The organism is Streptomyces sp. NPDC025784 (assembly GCF_055558435.1).
Map to the genome: position 1 here is coordinate 57480 of NZ_JBVHMN010000014.1, position 20736 is coordinate 78215.

The window sequence follows — 20736 nt, forward strand, 5'->3', positions numbered from 1 at the left end:
CAAGAAACGGTGGTTCCCCATGCATGCCGAGAACTCCCCCGTCGAGGACCCCTTCGAGGAACGGCTCGGCGAGGCGCTGCGCCACGCGGGCGACACCTTCGAGACCGACCGGCTGGCTCTGGCCGCCGCCGGGCAGACGCGCGGCCGCAGGCTGCGACTGCGGCGTCGGATCGCGATCACCGGAAGCGTGGCCGGGCTCGCCCTCGTGGGGGTGGGCGGGGCTCTGCTGGTGCCGGGGCCGGACGCCGGGCCTCCGCAGCAGTCGGCCGCGAGCCCTTCGAAGGTGCGGACGGGCAGTCAGACACGCGAGGTGTCGGGAGCCGAACTGCTCCGGACGCTCGAAGGGCTGCTCCCGTCGGGCAGGTTCAGCGAAGAGCAGGCGCGCTCCACCAGCCACCCCCTCGGCCCGACCGCCCATCTCGTGTACGACGACGGTGACGGAAAGGCAGCCGTCGAGGTCGGAATGGGCCGCATCGAACCGGGGAGCGGGGCGGCCCGGGAGTCGACCACGTGCCCGGACAGGAACCTGGTGTCCTACGACGCCTGCACGACGAGCACGCTGGCCGACGGCTCCGCCCTCATGATCTTCCAGGGGTACGAGTACCCGGACCGCCGCGTGGACACGAAGCACTGGTATGCGCAGCTCGTCACCCCGAAGGGCCAGCAGGTCAGCGTGTCCGAGTGGAACGCGCCCGCCGAGAAGGACGCTCCCGTCAGCAGGGCCAACCCGCCTTTGTCGCCTGCGCAGTTGAAGAAGGTCATCACGGCCGCGGCGTGGCGCACCGCCGTCGACGCCATCCCGAAGAAGGACAAGGGGAAGGAGTCCGCTCCGTCGACGGCCCCGCGGCCCTCGGCCGACGGCAAGGCGATCTCGTCCGCTCTCGTCTCCCTCCTGCCCAAGGGCGTCGCGGTGAAAGCGAAGGGCGGCCAGGAGAGCGAGTACGCGTATGTGATCGTCGACGACGGCAAGGGCAAGAGCCTCGTCCAGATCAATGTGCAGGCCGACATGTCCGACGTCGAGGGTCAGCTCTTCGGCTCCGACGCCGAGACCCTGCCCGACGGCACGAAGGTCGCCACGCGCAAGCAGCCGGGTGAGAAGGGCGGCGCGGGCGTCGTGATGTGGACCGCCGACACGATCAGGGTCGACGGCACGCGTGTGGTCGTCAGTGCGTTCAACGCGGGGAACCAGGAGAGCGCGGCGACCCGCGCCACCCCCGCGCTGACCATGAAGGAGCTGCGGACGATCGCCCTCAGCCCGAAGTGGCACGAGCTGCTCAAGTGACCCGCACGGCCCCTCAGAAGAGGTCCGACCAGGGCTGGTCCCAGATCTGCTTGACGCACAGGACCAGGAAGAGCAGCCCGGCGATCGCCAGCATGGCGTTGCTCAGCGGGCCGTTGCGCCATTCGCGGGGCGTGCGGGAGGAGTTCAGGAGCCAGATCAGGGTGAGGGCGAGGAAGGGGAGGAAGGCCGCGCCCAGGACTCCGTACAGGATGACGAGCCGGAAGGGTTGGCCCTGGAAGAGGAGCACGATCGGAGGGAAGGTCAGCCAGAGCAGATAGGCGCGGAAGGGCCAGGACTTCTCGCGCCCGCCGGCCGCGACCTCCTCGCCCGTGACCTGCTCCCGGGTCCGGTAGCGCGCCACGAAGTCCGCGAACATCAGGCTCACGCCGTGCCAGACGCCGATGAGCGAGGTGAAGGAGGTCGCGAAGAAGCCGATGAGGAAGAACTTCGCGGTCGCCGTGCCGTACTCCTCCTCCAGGATGTCGCCGAGCTGGATCAGCCCCTGGTCGCCACTGGCGATGGCCACGTTCGCCGAGTGCAGCAGCTCCGCGCCGACGAAGAGCATCGCGACGACGAAGATGCCGGTGGTGATGTAGGCGACCCGGTTGTCGAGGCGCATCACCTTCATCCAGCCCGTGTTCGTCCAGCCCTTGGCATTGACCCAGTAGCCGTACGCGGCCAGGGTGATCGTGCCGCCGACCCCGCCGATCAGCCCGAGCGTGTTGAGGACCGAGTCCTTCTCGTCGGGCAGCACGGGGAGGAGTCCCGCGAGGGCGTCGCCGAGGTTCGGTGTGACCCGGACCGCGAGGTAGACGGTGACGACGAACATCACGCCGACCAGCACCGTCATGACCTTCTCGAAGACCTCGTACCGGTTGAACCAGACGAAGACCAGGCCGACGAGCCCGCACAGGACGGCCCACGGCTTGATGGACCAGTCGTCCGGGAAGACGCCGGGGAACAGTGCCTGCAGCGGCAGCGCGCTGGACGACATCGCCGCCGCGCCGTAGACGAAGCCCCAGACGACCGCGTAGACGACGAAGAAGTACGTCGTCCAGCGGCCGAGGCTCGCCCAGCCGTCGAAGAGCGTGCGGCCGGTGGACAGATGCCAGCGGCCCGCCGCCTCGGCCAGGGAGATCTTGACCAGGCAGCCGATGACGGCGGCCCACAGCAGCGTGTAGCCGAAGTTGCTGCCCGCGATGAGGGTGGCGACGAGGTCGCCGGCGCCGACACCGGTCGCGGCGACGACGATCCCGGGCCCGATGTACTTCCAACTGGACTTGCGGGGGCGGGAGTCGGTCTCCCCCGACGCCGGCTTCTCGGACTTCCCGGTGGTCTCCGTCATGCGGTCAAGAAAGCGTAAAGCACGGTGGTGACACAAGGGCGCGTACGCCGATCGCCACGCGATGTGCACCCATCGGGCACACGACCCCCGGCCGGGGCGGGCGCCCGGGCCACGCCCGGACCTGGCGCACGCGCACGTCCGCACACCGGGCACGGCGCCGCGCCCGGTGCGGGCCGCGTACGCCACCGGGCTGAATTTCGGCCGATTCCCGCCATCGTCACTTTGTCATCGCTTGACCTGCTCATGCCACGGTCGCACCATGAGCGCCGCACCCGCACCAGGCACGTCGCCATGAACCACCCCCCGCTCCACTCCCCACATTCCGGAGATCCCGGAATTCCTGGAGACACAAGGAGACTTCATGCGACTTCGCATACGCGGCAGCGGCGCGACCGGGTCGAGGAGAGGCGGCCGGCGCACCGCCGCCCTCGCCGTCCTCGCGGCCTTCGCCCTCGCGGCCCCCCTCACCGCCACCGTCACCGACGCCACCGCGAACGGAGCGAGAGCCCACGCCCCCTCCGCCGACGACGTCCGCCAGTACGAGATCCATCAGCGCACCACACCGGTGACCCGCACGGCCATCCAGCGGACCGGTGTCACCGTGGACGAGGCCGACGAGGAGACCGTCGTCGTCTCGGGCCGCGCGGACCAGATCAGGAAATTGCGCGCGCTCGGCTACGACGTCTCGCCTCCGGGCTCGGCGCCGGACCGGTCGGGCGGCGCCGGTGACGTCCGGCTCTTCGACTTCCCGTCGGCGGACTCGAAGTACCACAACTACGCCGAGATGAACACGGAGATCGACCAGCGCCTCGCCGCGTACCCGAACATCATGAGCAAGCGGGTGATCGGCAAGTCCTACCAGGGCCGGGACATCGTCGCCATCAAGGTCAGCGACAACGTGGCCACCGACGAGAACGAGCCCGAGGTCCTCTTCACCTTCCACCAGCACGCCCGCGAGCACCTGACCGTCGAGATGGCGCTGTACCTGCTCCGCGAACTCGGCGCGGGCTACGGCTCCGACTCCCGTGTCACCGACATGGTGAACAGCCGTGAGATCTGGATCGTCCCCGACCTCAACCCCGACGGCGGCGAGTACGACATCGCGACCGGCTCCTACCGCTCGTGGCGCAAGAACCGCCAGCCCAACAGCGGCAGTTCGTACGTCGGCACCGACCTGAACCGCAACTGGAACTACAAGTGGGGCTGCTGCGGCGGCTCCTCGGGGTCGAAGTCGTCCGAGACCTACCGCGGGGCGTCCGCCGAGTCGGCACCCGAGGTGAAGGTCGTCGCCGACTTCGTCCGCGGCCGGGTCGTCGGCGGCAAGCAGCAGATCACCGCCGGGATCGACTTCCACACGTACAGCGAGCTGGTGCTGTGGCCGTTCGGGTACACGTACTCGAACACCACCACCGGGATGACGGCCGACGACTACAACGCCTTCAGGACCGTCGGCGAGAAGATGGCCGCCAGCAACGGCTACACGCCCGAGCAGTCCAGCGACCTCTACATCACGGACGGCTCGATCGACGACTACCTGTGGGGCGCCCAGAAGATCTTCAGCTACACCTTCGAGATGTACCCGTCATCCGGAGGCGGCGGCTTCTACCCGCCCGACGAGGTCATCGAGCGGGAGACGGCACGCAACCGTGACGCGGTGCTGCAACTCCTGGAGAACGCCGACTGCATGTACCGGTCGATCGGGAAGGCCGACCAGTACTGCAGCTAGCCGGGGCGCGGTGCCCCGCGCCCGTCATGCGGCGTCGCCCTCGGCGTCCTCCGCGGCGTCCTCGCCGTCCTCGAAGTAGGCGTCCAGGACCTCGTCGAGCCGCGACTCCCACTCCTTGAAGCGCGACCTGGCCGTCGCCTCGATCTCGATCGGGTACCAGCGGCGGTCAGGCGTGTGGACGGTGACGGTGAACCGCTTGCCGAAGCGCGGGGACTCCGTCTCGACGGCCCCGATCTCGTCCCAGCGGAACTCCGCCTCCTGGTCGTCCAGGCGCAGCCGTACGCCGCGGTGGTCGGCCGTGATCGAGGCGCGGCGGTCGGAGGCCTCGAAGACGGGACCGTCGGGGTCGGCCGCGTCGTCCGCGTCCGCCTCGGCCCTGTCGCCGTCGCCTTCCGCTTCGTCGTCCGCGTCGTCGGCAAAGGCGTCGGCCGCCGCCTTCCGTGGGCCGGCCTCCGTGGTCTCCTCGCCGTCCGTGCGGTCCGCGTCGTCCGCGTCGTCCGTCGCGTCGGAGGCCGCCTTCTCGGCGTCCTCGACGTCGGACTCACCGGACTCCGCCGCCTTCGGCGAGGTCTCCCCGACCCCGCCGTCGTCGGCCGCGGGGTCCTCGGCCGCGGTGCCGGACACCGCGTCCTCGGGCTCCGCGTCCGCGGGCGAGGTGAGTCCGGGGACGAAGGCCGGGTCGAATCCGGCGCCCAGGGGCTGGCTGCTCGAACCTATGCGCTGCTCCACAGCGGGCAGTATGGTCGACGATCCTGTGTCGCACACAGCCAGCCCCGACTTCGTTATCAGACGCCTACACGACCAGGCTGACCGCGGCGGCCACGGCGAAGCCCGCCACGGACAGCACGCTCTCCAGCACGGTCCACGTCTTCAGCGTGTCGCGCTCACTGATGCCGAAGTACTTGGCGACCATCCAGAACCCGCCGTCGTTGACGTGCGAGGCGAAGATGGAGCCCGCCGAGATCGCCATGATGACCAGGGCGACGAAGGCCTGGGAGTGATGACCCTCCGTCAGCAGCGGGGCCACGATGCCCGCGGTCGTGACGATGGCGACCGTCGCCGAACCCTGGGCCACCCGCAGGACCACGGAGATCAGGTAGGACAGGACGATCACCGGGAGGCCGACGTCGTTGAAGGTGTCGGAGAGCGCCTGGGCGACGCCGCTCGCCTTCAGCACGGCTCCGAAGATGCCGCCCGCGCCGACCACGAGCAGGATGTTGCCGACCGGCTTCAGCGACGAGGTGGACACCGTCTCCAGGGACTTGCGGGACCAGCCGCGGCGGATGCCGAGCAGGTAGTACGCGAGGAGCAGGGCGATCGTGAGGGCCACGAACGGGCTGCCGAAGAACTCGATGACCGAGCGGACGGTGGACGGGTCCAGGGCGATCGACGAGAAGGTGGCCGCGAGGATCAGCACCAGCGGCGTACCGATGATGCCGAGGACCGTACCGAGCGGCACCGGCTTCTCCTGGGGCTCCACTCCCGACGCGCGCTGCTCCTCGACGACCGCCTGCTTGGCCTCCGCCGCGGCCTCGACCATGTCCTGCGGCACGGGGACGAACAGGCGCCTACCGATCCAGGCGGAGTACACCCAGGCGGCCAGGACGGCGGGGACGCCGCAGACGATGCCCATGAGGATGACCCAGCCGAGCTGGACGTGCAGCAGACCGGCCGCGGCCACCGGGCCGGGGTGCGGGGGCAGGAACGCGTGGGTCATGGACAGGCCGGCGAGCAGCGGCAGGCAGTAGAGCAGGATGGACTTGCCGGAGCGCTTGGCGGCGGCGTACACGATCGGCGCGAGGACGAAGATGCCGACGTCGAAGAAGACCGGGATGCCGAAGATGAGGCCGGTCAGGCCCATGGCGAGCGGTGCGCGCTTCTCGCCGAAGAGATTGAGCAGCCGGGACGCCAACACCTCCGCGCCGCCGCTGACTTCGAGGATGGCGCCGAGCATGGTGCCCAGGCCGATGATGATCGCGACATGGCCGAGGATGCCGCCCATGCCGGACTCGATGACGGAGACGGCCGTCGACCGCTGGACCGTGCCGAAGAGTTCGGTGACCGGCAGTCCCGAGGCCAGGCCGACGGCTATGGAGACGGCGAGCAGGGCCACGAACGGCTGGAGCCTGGCCTTGATGATGAGGAACAGCAGCAGGGCGATGCCGAGGGCGGCGACGGTGAGCAGCCCGGCGGTGCCGTCGACGAGGAGGAGCAGACCGCCGGTGTGGGGTGGTGTCTCAGGAGTGGCTGGAGCCGGCGCCGCGAGCGGATGCGACGGCACCGAGGACCAGAGGGACAGGGGGGACGCCATGGAGGGCCTCTGTTTCGTAAGTGCATGGTGCTTTCGGGCAGGGGGAATCGCGGCACGGCGCCCCGGGGATGACGGGTGTGGGGCGCCGCGCCGTGACGGCGTGCGGGTGGTGCGAGGGTGCGTGTCAGCCGAGGACGGCGAGCACGTCGATCTCGACGAGGAGTCCGGCCGGCAGTCCGACGTAGACGGTGGTGCGGGCGGCGGGGGGCGCGGTGAGGCCCTGCTCCTCGAAGTACTGGTTGTAGATCTCGTTCATCTCGGCGAAGTGGCCGACGTCCGTGAGGTAGACGCGGATCATCATCGCGTCGTCCCAGCTCGCGCCGCCCTCTTCGAGGATCGCCTTGACGTTGGCGAGGGTCTGGAGGGTCTGCTCGCGCAGAGTCGGGCCGGCGGGCGTCGGGGGCTTGCCCTCCTCGGCGGGCAGGAAGCCGACCTGGCCGGCGACCTGGAGGATGTTGCCCTTCTTCACACCGTGCGAGAACTTCGCGGGCGGGGTGGTGTGCGTCTTCGGCGTGAGGGCGATCTTGTCCGTCATTCCGTGCTCATTTCTTGGGGGGCTTCCTTCGTGGGGGTCCTGCCCGAGTAGTCGCGGCTGATGGCGTCGGCGGTACGGCGCACCAGCGGGAGCAGGGCGAGGAGTTCGTCGGCGGTGACGACGACATTGGGCGCGGAGACCGACATGGCGGCGGCGACGCGTCCGTCCGCGCCGCGGATGGGGGCGGCGACGCAGTTGATGGACTCCTCGTGGCCACCGAGGTCGGTGGCCCAGCCCTGTTCGCGCACCGTCGCCAGCTCCTTGAGGAAGGCGGGCGCGTTGGGGGTCGAACGGGCCGTGTACAGGGGGTAGTCGAGCTTGTCGGCGAGAGCGCGCCGCTCGGCCTCGGGGAGGTCGGCGAGCAGCAGTTTGGCGACCGCGGCGACGGTGATGGCGACGGGCTTGCCGATGCGCGAGTACATGCGCACGGGGTAGCGGCTCTCCACCTTGTCGATGTAGAGGACCTCGTTCTCCTCGTAGACGGCGAGGTGGACGGTGTGTCCGCACTGCTCGTTGAGGCGTACGAGGTGGGGGTGGGCGATCTCGCGCACGTCGAGGTTCTCCACGGCCTCCTGGGCGAGGGCGAAGAGACGGGCACCGAGCCGGTAGCGCTGGTCGGACTGGCGGTAGACGAGTCCGTGCTCGTGCAGGGTGCGCAGCAGCCGCAGCGCGGTGGACTTGTGCACACCGAGCCGGTCGGCGACCTGGCCGAGGTCGGCGGGGCCCTCGGCGAGCAGCGGCAGAATACTGAGCGCGCGGTCGACGGTCTGACTCATGGCGTGCGTACCTCCTCCTCGGCCCGATCGACGGTTCGATCGGCGGCGTGGCCGATGGTTTTCGTCCAGCCGGGGCCGAGTCGAAGTCTCCCCCACGCGTCGTCGTCGAGAGCTGCCAGGCGGTCGGCGTGGTCGCGGGACGGTGGCGTGGCGAGGTCTCCGGGGACGGTGAGCGCGGCGGCGGCCATGAGGTGGCCGTGCCGGAGCCGGTCGCGGACAGGCAGTCCGCGCAGGGTGGCGGAGAGGAAGCCGGCGGCGAAGGCGTCGCCGGCGCCGACGGCGGCGACGACGTCGACGTGCAGGGCGGGCACGAAGGTGGCGGTATCGGCGGCGCGCCCGGTGTCGGCGACGCCCCGCCCCCGGCCGCCGGGGGCGTCCGTTTCGCCGGTTCCACCGACGCCGACGCGCGCCTCGCCCCGACCGCCGAGGCCTTCCCCTTCGCGCTCTTCGCCCCCTTCGTCCCTCCCGTCTCCATCGACGCCCCCGAGCGCCTCGCCCCGGTCGGTGACGTTCTTCTCGAACACCGTCGCCCCCGCCTCGCCCTGCTTGACGACCAGGACGCCGGGCTCGGGCAGGGCGTCGCGGACGGCGCGCGCCCCGTGCAGTCCCCAGGCCTCCCGCGCCTCGTCCTCGCCGACGAAGACGATGTCGGCGCCGCGGGCCAGGTCGAGCAGGACCCGCGGGCCCGCGACGTCACGCCACAGTCCAGGACGGTGGTTGACGTCGAAGGAGACGAGCGGACGGCCGGGCCGAGGCGCGGTGAGTTCGCGCATCAGGTTGAGGCAGTCCTCGGACAGCGCGGCGGTGATGCCGGACAGATGCAGGACGCGGCCGGCGCGGACGGCGTCGAGGTCCAGGGTGTCGGCGGCCATCGCGGAGGCGGCGGACCCGGCCCGGTAGTAGGCGACTTCGTGGGCGTCGGTCGCCCGGTCGCCCGCGGTGCGGAAGTAGATGCCGGTCGGGCGCTCGGGGTCGCGCCGCACGGCGGAGGTGTCGACGCCGTACGCGGCGATGGTCTCCACGAGGTGGTCGCCGAACCCGTCCGCGCCGACCCGGCCGACCCAGCGCGCGGTGTGCCCGGCGCAGGCGAGCACGCACGCCACGTTGGACTCGGCGCCCCCGATGCCCCGCTCGAAGGACGGGACGTCGGCGAGGCGGCCCGGCCGGGAGGGCAGGAAGGTGACCATGGACTCGCCGAGGGCGACCACGTCGACGGGGCCGGCGGCGGCGTCGTGGGGCGCGGTGTCAACGGGTCCGTCGGGGGTCACGATGGCTGAGGCTCCTTGCTCTCGCGGGCACGGTGTGGTGGACACTCCAGGGCCGGCCGTCGCGCTCCCTCCGCCCTTCGAGCGGGCGGCGGGGGTTCGACGGCAGGACCTCGCGGCCAACGGCACCGTTGACCCTGCGTTGGCTGGGATGTTAGACAGCAGTAAGCGACATACGCAATGACCGTTGCACATCGCGCAACGCACCAGCGGAGCGCGGGCACCACACCTCATCAAGGAGGCCCCATGGGCGCCGACACCGCCGCAGCACAGCTCGCCGCTCTCACGGCGGACCGTGTCGACCACCGCTTCAAGGGCCTCCCGCCGGACGCCGACGGACTGACCGTCGGCGAGCTCGCCGCCCAGCGCCGCAACCTGTTCACGGACGGCTTCACCACCCCGGTCCTCGCGCTCTCCGCCGAGCGGCTCGAGCACAACCTCGCCCTGATGGAGACGTACGCCACCCGGCACGGCCTCGCCTTCGCGCCGCACGGCAAGACATCGATGGCCCCGCAGCTGTTCTGGCAGCAGATCGAGCACGGCGCATGGGGCATCACGCTCGCGGTCCCCCACCAGGTGCGCGTCGCACGGCGGTTCGGGATCGACCGGATCTTCCTGGCGAACGAGCTCGTCGACCACGCGGCGCTGCGCTGGATCGCCGCCGAGCTCGCCCGGGACGAGGACTTCCGCTTCATCTGCTACGTGGACTCCGTGCGCGGTGTGGAGCTGATGGACGCGGCGCTGGCCGGCACCGCCCGCCCCGTGGACGTGGTCGTGGAGCTCGCCGCGGGCGAGGGCGCCCGCACCGGCGTCCGTACGGAGGCCGAGTGCGCGACGGTCGCCGACGCGGTGGCCGCGACGACGACGCTGCGACTGGTGGGCGTGGCGGGTTACGAGGGCGAGGTGCCGCAGGCGGACCCGGAGCGTGTGCACGCCTGGCTGCGCCGGCTCACCGCGCTGGCGGCGGACTTCGACAAGGCGGGCCGGTTCACGGGTCTGGAGGAGATCGTCGTCAGCGCGGGCGGCAGCGCCTGGTTCGACGCGGTCGCCGACGTCTTCGCGGAGATCCCCGCGCTCTCCCGGCCGGTCCTGAAGCTGCTGCGGTCCGGCGCGTACGTCTCCCACGACGACGGCCACTACCGCAAGCTGACCCCCTTCGCCCGCGTCCCGGAAGAGGGCGCGCTGCACCCCGCCTTCCGGCTGTGGGCCCAGGTGGTCTCCCGGCCCAGCACCGACCAGGCCTTCGCCAACGCGGGCAAGCGGGACGCGGCGTACGACCTGGATCTGCCCGAGGCGCAGGTGGTACGGCGCGACGGCGTCGAGCACCCGGCGAGTGGCGTCGAGGTGACCGGGCTCTCCGACCAGCACGCGTGGCTGCGCACCTCCCCCGGGGCGGAGCTGCGGGTCGGCGACTGGATCGGCATGGGGCTGTCCCACCCCTGCACGTCCTTCGACAAGTGGGAGCTGATTCCTGTGGTGGAGCAGGACGGCACGGTCGTCGACTACGTCCGCACGTTCTTCTAGGAGGCCGCCGTGCTGGATCTCGTCATCCGTGACGCGGACGTCGTCGACGGCACCGGTGCGCCCTCGTACCGCGCCGACGTGGTCGTCGACGGCGGCCGGATCGTCTCGATCGTGAAGGAGGCCGCGGCGGCGGGCTGCCAGCGCCCCACCGCGTGCCGGGAACTGGACGCCGAGGGCCTGGTCCTCGCCCCCGGTTTCATCGACATGCACGCGCACAGCGACCTGGCGCTGCTGCGCGACCCGGACCACAGCGCGAAGGTCGCGCAGGGGGTGACCCTGGAGGTCATCGGCCAGGACGGCCTGTCGTACGCGCCGGTGGACGACCGCACGCTCGCCGAGGTCCGCAGGGCGATCACCGGCTGGAACGGCCACGGCGACGACATCGACTTCACCTGGCGGTCGGTCGGCGAGTACCTGGACCGGCTCGACCACGGCTTCGACGGCGAGGGCATCGCGGTCAACGCCGCGTACCTGATCCCGCAGGGCACCGTGCGCATGCTCGCGGTCGGCTGGGAGGACCGCGAGGCGACGCCCGCGGAGCTGGACCGGATGCGCCGGCTGGTGGCCGACGGCCTGCGGGAGGGCGCCGTCGGCATGTCGTCCGGGCTGACGTACACGCCCGGGATGTACGCCAAGGACTCCGAACTGACGGAACTGTGCCGGGTGGTGGCCGCGCACGGCGGCTACTACTGCCCGCACCACCGCTCGTACGGAGCGGGCGCCCTGGAGGCGTACGAGGAGATGGTCGCCCTCACCCGCGAGGCCGGCTGCCCGCTGCACCTCGCCCACGCCACCATGAACTTCGGCGTCAACAAGGGGCGGGCCCCGCAACTGCTGGCTCTGCTGGACGAGGCGCTGGCCGACGGCGCGGACATCAGCCTGGACACCTATCCCTACACCCCGGGCTGCACCACGCTCGTGGCGATGCTGCCCAGCTGGGCGAGCGAGGGCGGCCCGGAGGCGGTCCTCGCCCGGCTGCGGGACGACGCGACCGCCGAGCGGATCCGGCACCACATGGAGGTCGTCGGCGCGGACGGCTGCCACGGCGTCCCCATCGAGTGGGACACCATCGAGATCTCCGGCATGAGCGACCCCGGCCTCGCCTCCTATGTCGGCCGCACGATCCGGCAGTCAGCGGACGAACGCGGCGAGACTCCCTGGCACACCGCCCGCCGTCTGCTGGTCGAGGACCGGCTCGGCCCGACGATCCTCCAGCACGTCGGCCACGAGGAGAACGTCCGGGCGATCATGCGCCACCCCGTGCACACGGGCGGCTCGGACGGCATCCTGCGGGGCGACAAGCCGCACCCGCGGGCCTACGGCACCTTCCCGCACTACCTGGGCCGGTACGTGCGGGAGTTGGGCGTGCTGTCCCTGGAGGAGTGCGTCGCCCATCTCACCGGCCGCCCGGCCGCCCGGCTGCGGCTGCCCGACCGCGGGATCGTCCGCGAGGGCAACCGCGCCGACCTGGTCCTCTTCGACCCGGCCACGGTCGCCGCGGGTTCCACCTTCGAGGCCCCGCGCACGCTGCCGACCGGTATCCCGTACGTCCTCGTCGACGGCCGTTTCGTGATCGCGGACGGGCGCAGGACGGATGTGCTGGCGGGGCGGGCGGTCCGCCGCGAGCCGACCGGATGACCACCCGCCGCGCAGCGGTCAGGGCTTGGGCAGGGTGCAGCCGGAGCGGCTCAGGTCCAGCTTGTTGTCGAGCCCGAAGCACGGGACGATCTGGTAGGTCTCCTCGGCGTAGTTGATGCCCTGGCGGACCGTCACGGTGCCGTTGGCGTCGACCTCGCAGGGGTTGTTGACGGTGCAGCGCCCGCCGTCCTCGTTGCCGGTGTTGTTGACGGCGACGACCTTGCCGGTGGAGTTGTCTACGACGGGTGAACCGGACGTGCCCCCGATGGTGTTGCAGGCGGAGGTGTAGCGGACCGAGTCCTTCCAGGTCCAGTCGCCCTCCTTGAGGCGGTACACGAACCCGTCGATGTTGCAGCTGTAGATGCGCTTCCAGTAGCCGGAGACGACCTTGATGGCCGTGCCGGCGACCGGATGCGTGTCGCTCAGCGTCAGCGCGCTGATGCCGTACGAGCTCTTGATCTGCGCGTAGGTGCGGGTGAGCTGATAGATCGTGACGTCCGTGTCGGTCATCGTGGAGTACGCGACCTTGCCGGCGCGCAGCGTCGCGACCCTGGTGCCCGCGGAGTTGAGCAGGCCGAACGACCGGCTGGAGGCCTGGTCGACGATGACCTCGCCGGGCTCCGGGAAGCCGGTCTCCAGGCAGTGGCCGTTGGAGAGCACGAGCGCGGGGTCGTCGTCCTCGGAACCGGGCATCCGGACGACGGAGCCGGAGCAGTTGCTGAGCGAGACGGTGCCGGCGAAGTCCACGGCCTGAACGGCGGGCGCCCGGTCGGGCGACGCCTTCCCGGCCGACGCCTGCTCCTGGACCGGTGATTGCCCGGCGCGCTCGGGTGCGGGCGCCGCGACCGCGGGTGCCGCACCTGCCCCGGCGATCACCAGGGCGAAGAGCGCGGCGACGAGAGGCTTTCTCATGTGGGGGTCCCCTCTTGCGACTTGGGGCGACCGAAGGTTTTCCGGTCACCCTTCTGTTTTGTCATGCGCATTGTGATGCGCGAGGGGTGGGGCGACAAGAAGTTGTTTCCGGCCGCGTTTCGGCTTCCGGGTATGCGCCGGCGGGAGAGCCGCAGGGCTACTTGGGCCGCTTGGTGGCACCCTGGCCGTGACCGGGGCGGCCGTTGGAGTTGCCGGGGCCCGACGAGGACGTTCCGGTGGCCGTGGGGCTCGGGGACGCGGTGACCTTCGGAGCGCCGGACGACGAGGGCGAGGCCGTAGCCGTCGCGGAAGGCGTGGCGTCCCGGGTCGCGGAGGCGGACCCGCCGGGCGTTCCGCTCGCGGTCGCGCCGTCCGTGACGCGGCCCCCCGCACCCGCGGACGGGACGGCCGGGACCTCGGAGTCGTCACCGGCGCCGTCGCCCGCGCCGCGCCCCGCGGGCGCCGGGCTCCCGGACGGTGCCGAGTCGAAGGCTCCCGAGAGCGCCGCCCCGAGGACGACGACGCACACGGCTCCGGCGCCCACGGCGAGCCGGCGGACCAGCCGGGTGCGACGGCGGCGGTGCAGCCGGTCGCGGCGGCCCGCCGCGTCGCCGGCGGCCGGGTTCCACGCCGCGTCCCACGCCGGTGCGGGGTCGTCGTCGGCCGGGTCCCGCACCGCGTCCCGCTCCTGTCCGGTGTCACTGTCCGCGGGGGCCGGCGACCCGTCGGCGGCGTCACCGGCGGCCGTGTCGCCGACGCCGTCGTATCCCTCCTGCCAGCCGTGCGCCTCGGCCGGGTCGGCGTAGGTGTCATAGGCCGGGGAGCCCTCGCCGTCGCTCTGCGGGAGGTACACCTTCGGCTGGTTCTCGGGGTCGCCGGGCTGCCAGGACATGGGGGCGGATTGTAGAGACCGCAAGGGGTCCGGGCCCAGCCCGGGGACGAAAGCGACGGAACCGGCACGTCTCACGTGGTGGAAAACACCCCCCACCATGCGTTACGCGGCCGTAAGCTCACGGACATGCAGGTGATCCAGTCCACGAAGCTCGCCAACGTCTGCTACGAGATCCGGGGTCCGGTTCTTGAGGAGGCGATGCGGCTGGAAGCAGCCGGTCACCGCATCCTCAAGCTCAACACGGGCAACCCGGCCGCCTTCGGGTTCGAGTGCCCGCCGGAGATCCTGGAGGACATCCTCCGCAACGTCTCCTCCGCGCACGGGTACGGCGACGCCAAGGGCCTGCTCGCCGCGCGCCGGGCCGTCGTCATGCACAACCAGACGCTGGGCATCGAGACGGACGTCGAGCACGTCTTCATCGGCAACGGCGTCTCCGAGCTGATCGTGATGGCGATGCAGGCCCTGCTGGACGACGGCGACGAGGTCCTGGTGCCCGCCCCGGACTATCCGCTGTGGACGGCGGCCGTGTCCCTGTCCGGCGGTACCGCGGTGCACTACCGCTGCGACGAGCAGTCCGACTGGATGCCCGACCTCGCCGACGTGGAGCGGAAGGTCACCGACCGCACCAAGGCGATCGTCATCATCAACCCGAACAACCCGACGGGTGCGGTCTACGACGAGGCGATGATCCGGGGGCTCACCGACATCGCCCGGCGGCACAATCTGCTGGTCTGTTCCGACGAGATCTACGACAAGATCCTCTACGACGAGGCGACGCACACGGCGACGGCGGCGGTGGCCCCCGACCTGCTCACCCTCACCTTCAACGGCATGTCGAAGGCGTACCGGGTGGCGGGCTACCGGGTGGGCTGGATGTCGGTCTCCGGGCCGCGCGCGCACGCCGAGTCGTACATCGAGGGGCTGACGATCCTCGCGAACATGCGCCTGTGCGCGAACATGCCGGGCCAGCACGGAGTGGTGGCCGCGCTGAGCGGACGGCAGACGATCAACGACCTGGTACTGCCCGGCGGCCGGCTGATGGAGCAACGGGACGTCGCCTACGAGCTGCTGACGCAGATCCCGGGCGTGACGTGCGTCAAGCCGAAGGGCGCGCTGTATCTCTTCCCGCGCCTGGACCCCAAGGTCTTCAAGATCAAGGACGACCGGCAGATGGTCCTCGACCTGCTGCGCCGGGAGAAGATCATGGTCGTGCAGGGGACGGGCTTCAACTGGCCCGAGGCGGACCACTTCCGGGTGGTCACCCTGCCGGCGGTCGCCGATCTGACGGACGCGGTGACGCGGATCGGGAAGTTCCTGGACGGCTACACGCAGCACTGACGCTCACGCTGTGTGCGCACTGTGCACAAATCTGCGACTCGGCTCAACTTTAGACGAAATCCAAGCTAGGATGGTTTCCTGTCAGAGCACAGGAGGCCATCCCATGTACGAACCGATCCGCACCAAGTCGGTCCACACGATGGCCGGCACCACTTCCTCGGACTTCCCCCACCGGTCGCGCGAGGAGGAGCTGGACATCCAGCTCGCCGGTCACCTCGCGGCGCTGCTCGCGGTCACGGACGAGATCCGCGCTCTCGCGCCCTGCGCCGACCTGGACGCGGCCGCCGAGCGGCTCACCGCGCAGGTGGCGCGGCTGCGGGGCGGAGCGACACCGGTGCGTGCCGCGGTGGCCGCCGCCCTGCACGAACCGCATCTGGTGGCGCTCCACCAGCGGGCGCACGCGCTCGCCGGACGCGCCCTCGTCGTCGCGGCGTCCCGCGCCGACACCGCGGCGGCGATCCTCGCCGCCGAGCGCATGGACGCCCATGCCCCGGTCGCCGAGCCCCGCGAGCTCGCGCCCCACTGAGCCTCCGGGCTCCCCCTTGACGGCCCCGGTCCGCGTGCACCCGCAGCGACGCGCGGACCGGGCGCCATATGTCCCGCACCCCGCGGTCCGGAGCGCACGGCCATCCGGACGGGTGAGACAGGGTGGTGGGGTGCGCCGTGCACGCCGGCAGGAGGCGCCCCGTCCGGTTGCGTACCGGGACCCGGTGGTCACCCCCTGTTCACCCGCCGAGACCGGGAACGTTGGGTTCCGAGGCGCACGCTCCAGGCGTGAGACGTATCGCAGGAATCGTCCTGGCGGTGCTGTTGATCGGCGGAGTGGCAGCAGCCGTCGTCGCAGGCCGCGAAGGTCAGGACAAGGGCACGGCAACGAAGACCGTGCGAGGAGTGATCGGATCGGAGAAGGCGGAGTTCTTCGCCGATCCCGACGTGGTGAAGGCCCTGGCCGCCAAGGGCTACACCGTGAAGACGGAGACGTCCGGATCCTGGGCCATGGAAGGGCTCGACCTCAAGGGGTACGACTTCGCGTTTCCGTCCAGCCAGGCACCGGCCGACGAGCTCGCCGGCAAGTACCACGCGCGGCAGCCGCTGCCGAGGCCCTTCTACTCGCCGGTCGTCGTCGTGGCGCACCGCAGCGCGGCACAGGTCCTCGCCGCCAACGGACTCGCCACCCTCGACAGGAACACCGGCACCCTCAAGATGGGGGCCTGTCTCGACGCGGCCCGGCACGACCGGACCTGGCAGCAGCTCAAGGGCGCCGCGGCACACGGTGAGCTGACCGGCACGCTCTACATCGCCACCACCGACCCGGCCACCTCCAACTCCGGTGCCCTCTACCTCGCCGCCGCCTCCTACGTGGCCGACAAGGGACGCGTAGCGGCCTCCACCGCCGACGTAGAGCGCACCGCGCCCCTGATGCGCAAGCTCATCAGCGTGCAGGGCGCCCAGCAGTCCAGCACGGACGCGGCGTTCCGGGACTTCATCAGCGGCGCGGGCAATCCGCTCGTCCTCGTCTACGAGTCCCAGGTCGCCGCGCTGCTCGGCGAGGACGGCGGACGGGACGCGGGCGACCTCACCGTCCTGTACCCGGACACCACGGCCAACAGCGACCACACGGTGGTCCCGCTCACCGATGCCGGCCGCGCGCTCGGTGAACTCCTCAGCACCGACCCGACGCTGCGCAGACTCGCCGTCCGGCACGGGTTCCGGCCGCAGGGCGCGACCGCCGAGTTCACCGCGGCGACCGCGGGCCGCACCTCGTACCTCAATCAGAAGCTGACCGGCGTCCGGCAGGCGCCCGTGCCCGCCTCCAAGGTGCTGCACGAGATGGCGCGCCGGGCCGGGAACTAGGGGGAAGCACCAAGTGACCAGCACAGAACACGAGTTCACTCTCACACCGCCGGAGGCCGTCTCGGCCGTGCCCCGCGAGAGGGCCGGCGGGCTCGTCCCCGTCGAACCGTCCGTGCGGGACGAGATGGCGCGCCGCGCCGCCGAGTACGTCGGCGGACTCGCGGGCCTCGACGCCCGCTCCCCCGAGTTCGCCGGAAAGGTCGGCGAGATCACGGGTCTGGGCGCCGGGGAGATGCGGGGCGCCGCCGCACAGTCCAACCGCATGCTGGAGCGCACGCTGCGCAGCCTGCCCGGCAAGGGCGAGGACGCCCAGTCCCATGTCGCCGGATCCCTCGTCGAACTCCGGCGCGTGGTCGAGGACCTGGACCCGCGGGACCTGCCCGCGAGCAAGGGGAGGAAGTTGCTCTCTCGGCTCCCCGGCGGCGACAGGCTGCGCGACCACGTCGCCAAGTACGCCTCCGCACAGGGCACCCTGAACAAGATCGTCGGCTCGCTGCGCGGCGGCCAGGACGAACTGCGCCGGGACAACGCGGCGTTGCAGACCGAGCGGGTCCGCCTGTGGGAGACGATGGGTCAGCTCCAGGAGTACGTCGTCCTCACCCAGGCCCTGGACACGGCCGTCGAGGAGCACATCGCGGGCGTCGGGACCACGGACCCGGCGCAGGCCGACAGCCTCCGCTCCGACGTGCTGTTCCCGGTGCGCCAGAAGCACCAGGACCTGCTCACCCAGCTCGCCGTGTGCGCCCAGGGCTACCTCGCCATGGACGTGGTGCGGCGCAACAACGACGAGCTGATCAAGGGCGTCGACCGCGCGGCCACCACCACCGTCTCCGCCCTGCGCATCTCCGTGATGCTGGCCTCCGCCCTGGACGACCAGCGCAAGGTCGTCGACCAGGTCAACGCCCTGCGCGGCACCACCGAGGACCTCATCCGCGGCAACGCCGAGATGCTCGCCACCCAGAGCGGCGAGATCCAGCGGATCGCCGCCGACCCCGCCGTCGGCGCGGAGACCCTGCGCAGCGCCTTCCAGCAGATCTACCGCACGCTCGACGCGATCGACACGTACAAGGTCCAGGCGACGGAGTCGATGGCCGCGACGGTCGACTCCCTGACGGCCGAGCTCCAGCACGCCGGCGCCTATCTGGAGCGCAGCCGGTCGCGGGGCGCGCTGGAAGGCGGGCTCGGATGAGACGACGCGCGGCGTGCGCCGTCGTGGCCCTCCTCGCGGTCGCGGCGTGCACGGCACCCGAGGACGAGAAGTCCGGCGGCGGGACACCCGAGCCCGGCACCCTGCGGATCCTCGCCTCCAGCGAACTCGGCGACATGAAGCCGGTCCTCGACCGGATCCACGAGGACACCGGCATCACGGTGAAGCCGACCTACCTGGGCACGCTCGCCGCCGTCGACCTGCTGGCGAAGGGCGGGGCGGCCCGGTCGTACGACGCGCTGTGGCTGTCGTCGAACGACTATCTGCGGCTGCGTCCGGACGCGGCGCGCCGGGTGGTCTCGGAGACGCCCGTCATGTCGAGCCCGGTGGCCATCGGGGTGAAGCCGGCCACCATGACCGCGCTGGGCTGGAATCCGGACGACGTCACCTGGTCCCAGGTCGAGAAGGCCGTGGCGGACGGGAAGCTGACGTACGGGATGACCGACCCCGCGCGTTCCAACTCCGGCTTCTCCACGCTGATCTCGGTGGCCTCGGGCCTGTCCGGCGCGCAGTCGGCGCTCACGGACGCGGACGTGCGGAAGGCGACCCCGCGGCTGCGGGAGTTCTTCGCGGGACAGCAGCTGACGTCGGGTTCCTCGGGCTGGCTGGCCACCGCGTACCGGCGGCGCGGCACCGTGGACGCGCTGTTCAACTACGAGTCGGTGCTGGCGGGGGTGAAGGGACTGACGGTGATCCGGCCGCGCGACGGCGTGGTCACCGCCGACTACCCCCTCTCCTCGCTCGCCACCGGCTCGGCGGACACCCGCGAGACCGTGCGCCGCCTCGCCGAGGCCCTGCGCACCCCGGCCGTCCAGCGGGAGATCACCCGGCGTACGCACCGCCGTCCGGTCGTCGCCTCGGTGCCCCCGGCGCCCGGGCTCGACACGAGCAGGCGGCGTGAACTCCCTTTCCCCGGAAGCCGTTCCGTCGCCGACCGCCTCCTCGACTCGTACGAGAACAAGCTCCGCCGGCCGTCGCGGACCGTCTACGTCCTCGACACCTCCGGCTCGATGGGCGGCGACCGGCTCGGCCGGCTGAAGAAGGCGCTGACCGATCTGACGGGCGACTTCCGCGACCGCGAGGAGGTGACGCTGATGCCGTTCGGCTCGAAGGTCAAGAGCGTCCGCACGCACGTGGTCCGGCCCGAGGACCCGGAGACCGGGCTCGACGGCATCCGCGAGGACACCCGCGGGCTCACCGCCGACGGCGACACCGCGATCTACACGTCGCTGGAGAAGGCGTACGGACATCTCGGGTCCGACGGCGACACGTTCACGTCGATCGTGCTGATGACGGACGGCGAGAACACGACGGGCGCGGGCCCCCGGGAGTTCGACGGCTTCTACCGCCGGCTCCCCGCGGGGCGACGCGAGATCCCGGTCTTCCCCATCCTGTTCGGCGACTCCGACCGGAGCGAGCTCCAGCACATCGCCGACCTGACGGGCGGCCGTCTCTTCGACGCCCGCAAGGGCTCGCTCGACGGCGCCTTCGAGGAGATCCGTGGCTACCAGTAGGCTCGTCCGCTTCCTCGAATCCCGCAAGAACCTCGCCGGCAGCGCGTGCGGGCTCCTCGGCCTGGCGCTGACCTTCACCGGACTCGCGGGCCCGTACTGGCCCTTCGTCGTCGCGGGCCTGTACGGCGCGGGCGCGCTGATCACCCCGCCCGAGCGCCCCGCCCTCCCGGACTTCCCCGATCCGTCCGCCCAACTGGAGGCACTGCGCGGGGACTTCGGGACGCTGCGCGAGTATCTGGACGGCGTCGAGCTGCCGCCGGCCGCGGCGGGACGGCTCACCGAGCTGACCGGACTCCTCGCGGCGCTGCTGGACCCCGGCTGGGTCGCCGAGGTCCTCGCCCAGGACCCGGAGGGCGTGCACATGCTGTCCCGGGCGGTACGGCAGGACATCCCCGAGGCCGTCGACACCTTCGTACGGACGAGGTGGTGGACCCGGCTGGCACCGGGCACCGAACCGCCGGAACGCCATCTGGAGCGCCAGCTCACCCTGCTGCACGAGGAGTCGGACCGGCTCGCGACGACGCTGCGGGAGGTCGAGGCACGCCGGCAGGAGTCGCACACGCGCTATCTGGAGGACCGGGGCCGCGCCCAGTGACGTCACGCCGCGTGCGGCGGGC

Annotated in this window: 18 protein-coding genes; 10 read left to right on the forward strand and 8 right to left on the reverse strand. The window is 71.4% G+C overall.

What is annotated here, in order from left to right:
• The first annotated feature begins 19 nt into the window (after nucleotides 1-19).
• A complete protein-coding gene (locus ACZ4IF_RS28560) occupies nucleotides 20-1282 on the forward strand; it encodes a hypothetical protein (RefSeq protein ID WP_467567858.1) in 1263 nt (420 codons plus the stop codon).
• A gap of 13 nt (nucleotides 1283-1295) precedes the next feature.
• Here ACZ4IF_RS28560 and ACZ4IF_RS28565 read toward each other — a convergent pair whose 3' ends face one another.
• Nucleotides 1296-2627 carry an Nramp family divalent metal transporter gene (locus ACZ4IF_RS28565; protein WP_467567860.1) on the reverse strand — a complete coding sequence of 444 codons (1332 nt, stop codon included), beginning with the start codon at nucleotides 2625-2627 and terminating at the stop codon, nucleotides 1296-1298.
• 361 nt (nucleotides 2628-2988) lie between these two features.
• Here ACZ4IF_RS28565 and ACZ4IF_RS28570 point away from each other — a divergent pair, with 361 nt between their 5' ends.
• The gene (locus tag ACZ4IF_RS28570) at nucleotides 2989-4353 is read left to right on the forward strand and encodes a M14 family metallopeptidase (protein ID WP_467567862.1); all 1365 of its coding nucleotides are present in this window, start codon (nucleotides 2989-2991) and stop codon (nucleotides 4351-4353) included.
• 24 nt (nucleotides 4354-4377) lie between these two features.
• Here the strand turns inward: ACZ4IF_RS28570 and ACZ4IF_RS28575 are convergent, their stop codons facing one another.
• The 5 genes from ACZ4IF_RS28575 to ACZ4IF_RS28595 all read right to left on the reverse strand — a co-directional run bounded on the left by ACZ4IF_RS28575 (nucleotide 4378) and on the right by ACZ4IF_RS28595 (nucleotide 9162).
• Nucleotides 4378-5082: a hypothetical protein gene (locus ACZ4IF_RS28575; protein WP_467567864.1), complete on the reverse strand. Its 705-nt coding sequence runs from the start codon at nucleotides 5080-5082 to the stop codon at nucleotides 4378-4380.
• A gap of 64 nt (nucleotides 5083-5146) precedes the next feature.
• The gene (locus tag ACZ4IF_RS28580) at nucleotides 5147-6664 is read right to left on the reverse strand and encodes a GntP family permease (protein WP_467567866.1); all 1518 of its coding nucleotides are present in this window, start codon (nucleotides 6662-6664) and stop codon (nucleotides 5147-5149) included.
• Nucleotides 6665-6788: 124 nt separating this feature from the next.
• Nucleotides 6789-7199, reverse strand: coding sequence for a RidA family protein (locus ACZ4IF_RS28585; protein ID WP_345656442.1), 411 nt, complete (start codon nucleotides 7197-7199; stop codon nucleotides 6789-6791).
• Complete coding sequence (locus ACZ4IF_RS28590; RefSeq protein WP_359493910.1) at nucleotides 7196-7975, reverse strand: IclR family transcriptional regulator; 780 nt, start codon at nucleotides 7973-7975, stop codon at nucleotides 7196-7198. The genes ACZ4IF_RS28585 and ACZ4IF_RS28590 overlap by 4 nt, the downstream gene beginning before the upstream one ends.
• Nucleotides 7972-9162 carry a sugar kinase gene (locus tag ACZ4IF_RS28595; RefSeq protein WP_467568137.1) on the reverse strand — a complete coding sequence of 397 codons (1191 nt, stop codon included), beginning with the start codon at nucleotides 9160-9162 and terminating at the stop codon, nucleotides 7972-7974. The genes ACZ4IF_RS28590 and ACZ4IF_RS28595 overlap by 4 nt, the downstream gene beginning before the upstream one ends.
• A 324-nt stretch (nucleotides 9163-9486) precedes the next feature.
• Here ACZ4IF_RS28595 and ACZ4IF_RS28600 point away from each other — a divergent pair, with 324 nt between their 5' ends.
• Nucleotides 9487-10764, forward strand: a complete 1278-nt coding sequence (locus ACZ4IF_RS28600) for an amino acid deaminase (protein ID WP_467567869.1) — start codon at nucleotides 9487-9489, stop codon at nucleotides 10762-10764.
• Between the two features lie 9 nt (nucleotides 10765-10773).
• Complete coding sequence (locus ACZ4IF_RS28605) at nucleotides 10774-12402, forward strand: N-acyl-D-amino-acid deacylase family protein (protein ID WP_467567871.1); 1629 nt, start codon at nucleotides 10774-10776, stop codon at nucleotides 12400-12402.
• A gap of 18 nt (nucleotides 12403-12420) precedes the next feature.
• On the opposite strand, the gene ACZ4IF_RS28610 is transcribed toward ACZ4IF_RS28605, so the two are convergent.
• A complete protein-coding gene (locus tag ACZ4IF_RS28610) occupies nucleotides 12421-13314 on the reverse strand; it encodes a S1 family peptidase (RefSeq protein ID WP_467567873.1) in 894 nt (297 codons plus the stop codon).
• Between the two features lie 157 nt (nucleotides 13315-13471).
• The gene (locus ACZ4IF_RS28615; RefSeq protein WP_467567875.1) at nucleotides 13472-14206 is read right to left on the reverse strand and encodes a hypothetical protein; all 735 of its coding nucleotides are present in this window, start codon (nucleotides 14204-14206) and stop codon (nucleotides 13472-13474) included.
• Nucleotides 14207-14332: 126 nt separating this feature from the next.
• On the opposite strand from ACZ4IF_RS28615, the gene ACZ4IF_RS28620 reads away from it, so the two are divergent.
• From ACZ4IF_RS28620 to ACZ4IF_RS28645, 6 genes are all read left to right on the forward strand, one after another.
• The gene (locus ACZ4IF_RS28620; RefSeq protein ID WP_467567877.1) at nucleotides 14333-15544 is read left to right on the forward strand and encodes a pyridoxal phosphate-dependent aminotransferase; all 1212 of its coding nucleotides are present in this window, start codon (nucleotides 14333-14335) and stop codon (nucleotides 15542-15544) included.
• Between the two features lie 103 nt (nucleotides 15545-15647).
• Nucleotides 15648-16070 (forward strand): SCO4983 family protein, encoded by a 423-nt coding sequence (locus ACZ4IF_RS28625; protein WP_359493896.1) that lies wholly within the window; start codon nucleotides 15648-15650, stop codon nucleotides 16068-16070.
• 248 nt (nucleotides 16071-16318) lie between these two features.
• A complete protein-coding gene (locus ACZ4IF_RS28630; protein WP_467567879.1) occupies nucleotides 16319-17398 on the forward strand; it encodes a hypothetical protein in 1080 nt (359 codons plus the stop codon).
• Between the two features lie 13 nt (nucleotides 17399-17411).
• Complete coding sequence (locus tag ACZ4IF_RS28635; RefSeq protein ID WP_467567881.1) at nucleotides 17412-18587, forward strand: toxic anion resistance protein; 1176 nt, start codon at nucleotides 17412-17414, stop codon at nucleotides 18585-18587.
• Nucleotides 18584-20119 carry a substrate-binding and vWA domain-containing protein gene (locus tag ACZ4IF_RS28640; RefSeq protein ID WP_467567883.1) on the forward strand — a complete coding sequence of 512 codons (1536 nt, stop codon included), beginning with the start codon at nucleotides 18584-18586 and terminating at the stop codon, nucleotides 20117-20119. The genes ACZ4IF_RS28635 and ACZ4IF_RS28640 overlap by 4 nt, the downstream gene beginning before the upstream one ends.
• Nucleotides 20106-20714 carry a hypothetical protein gene (locus tag ACZ4IF_RS28645; RefSeq protein ID WP_467567885.1) on the forward strand — a complete coding sequence of 203 codons (609 nt, stop codon included), beginning with the start codon at nucleotides 20106-20108 and terminating at the stop codon, nucleotides 20712-20714. The genes ACZ4IF_RS28640 and ACZ4IF_RS28645 overlap by 14 nt, the downstream gene beginning before the upstream one ends.
• The last annotated feature ends 22 nt before the right edge of the window (nucleotides 20715-20736 follow it).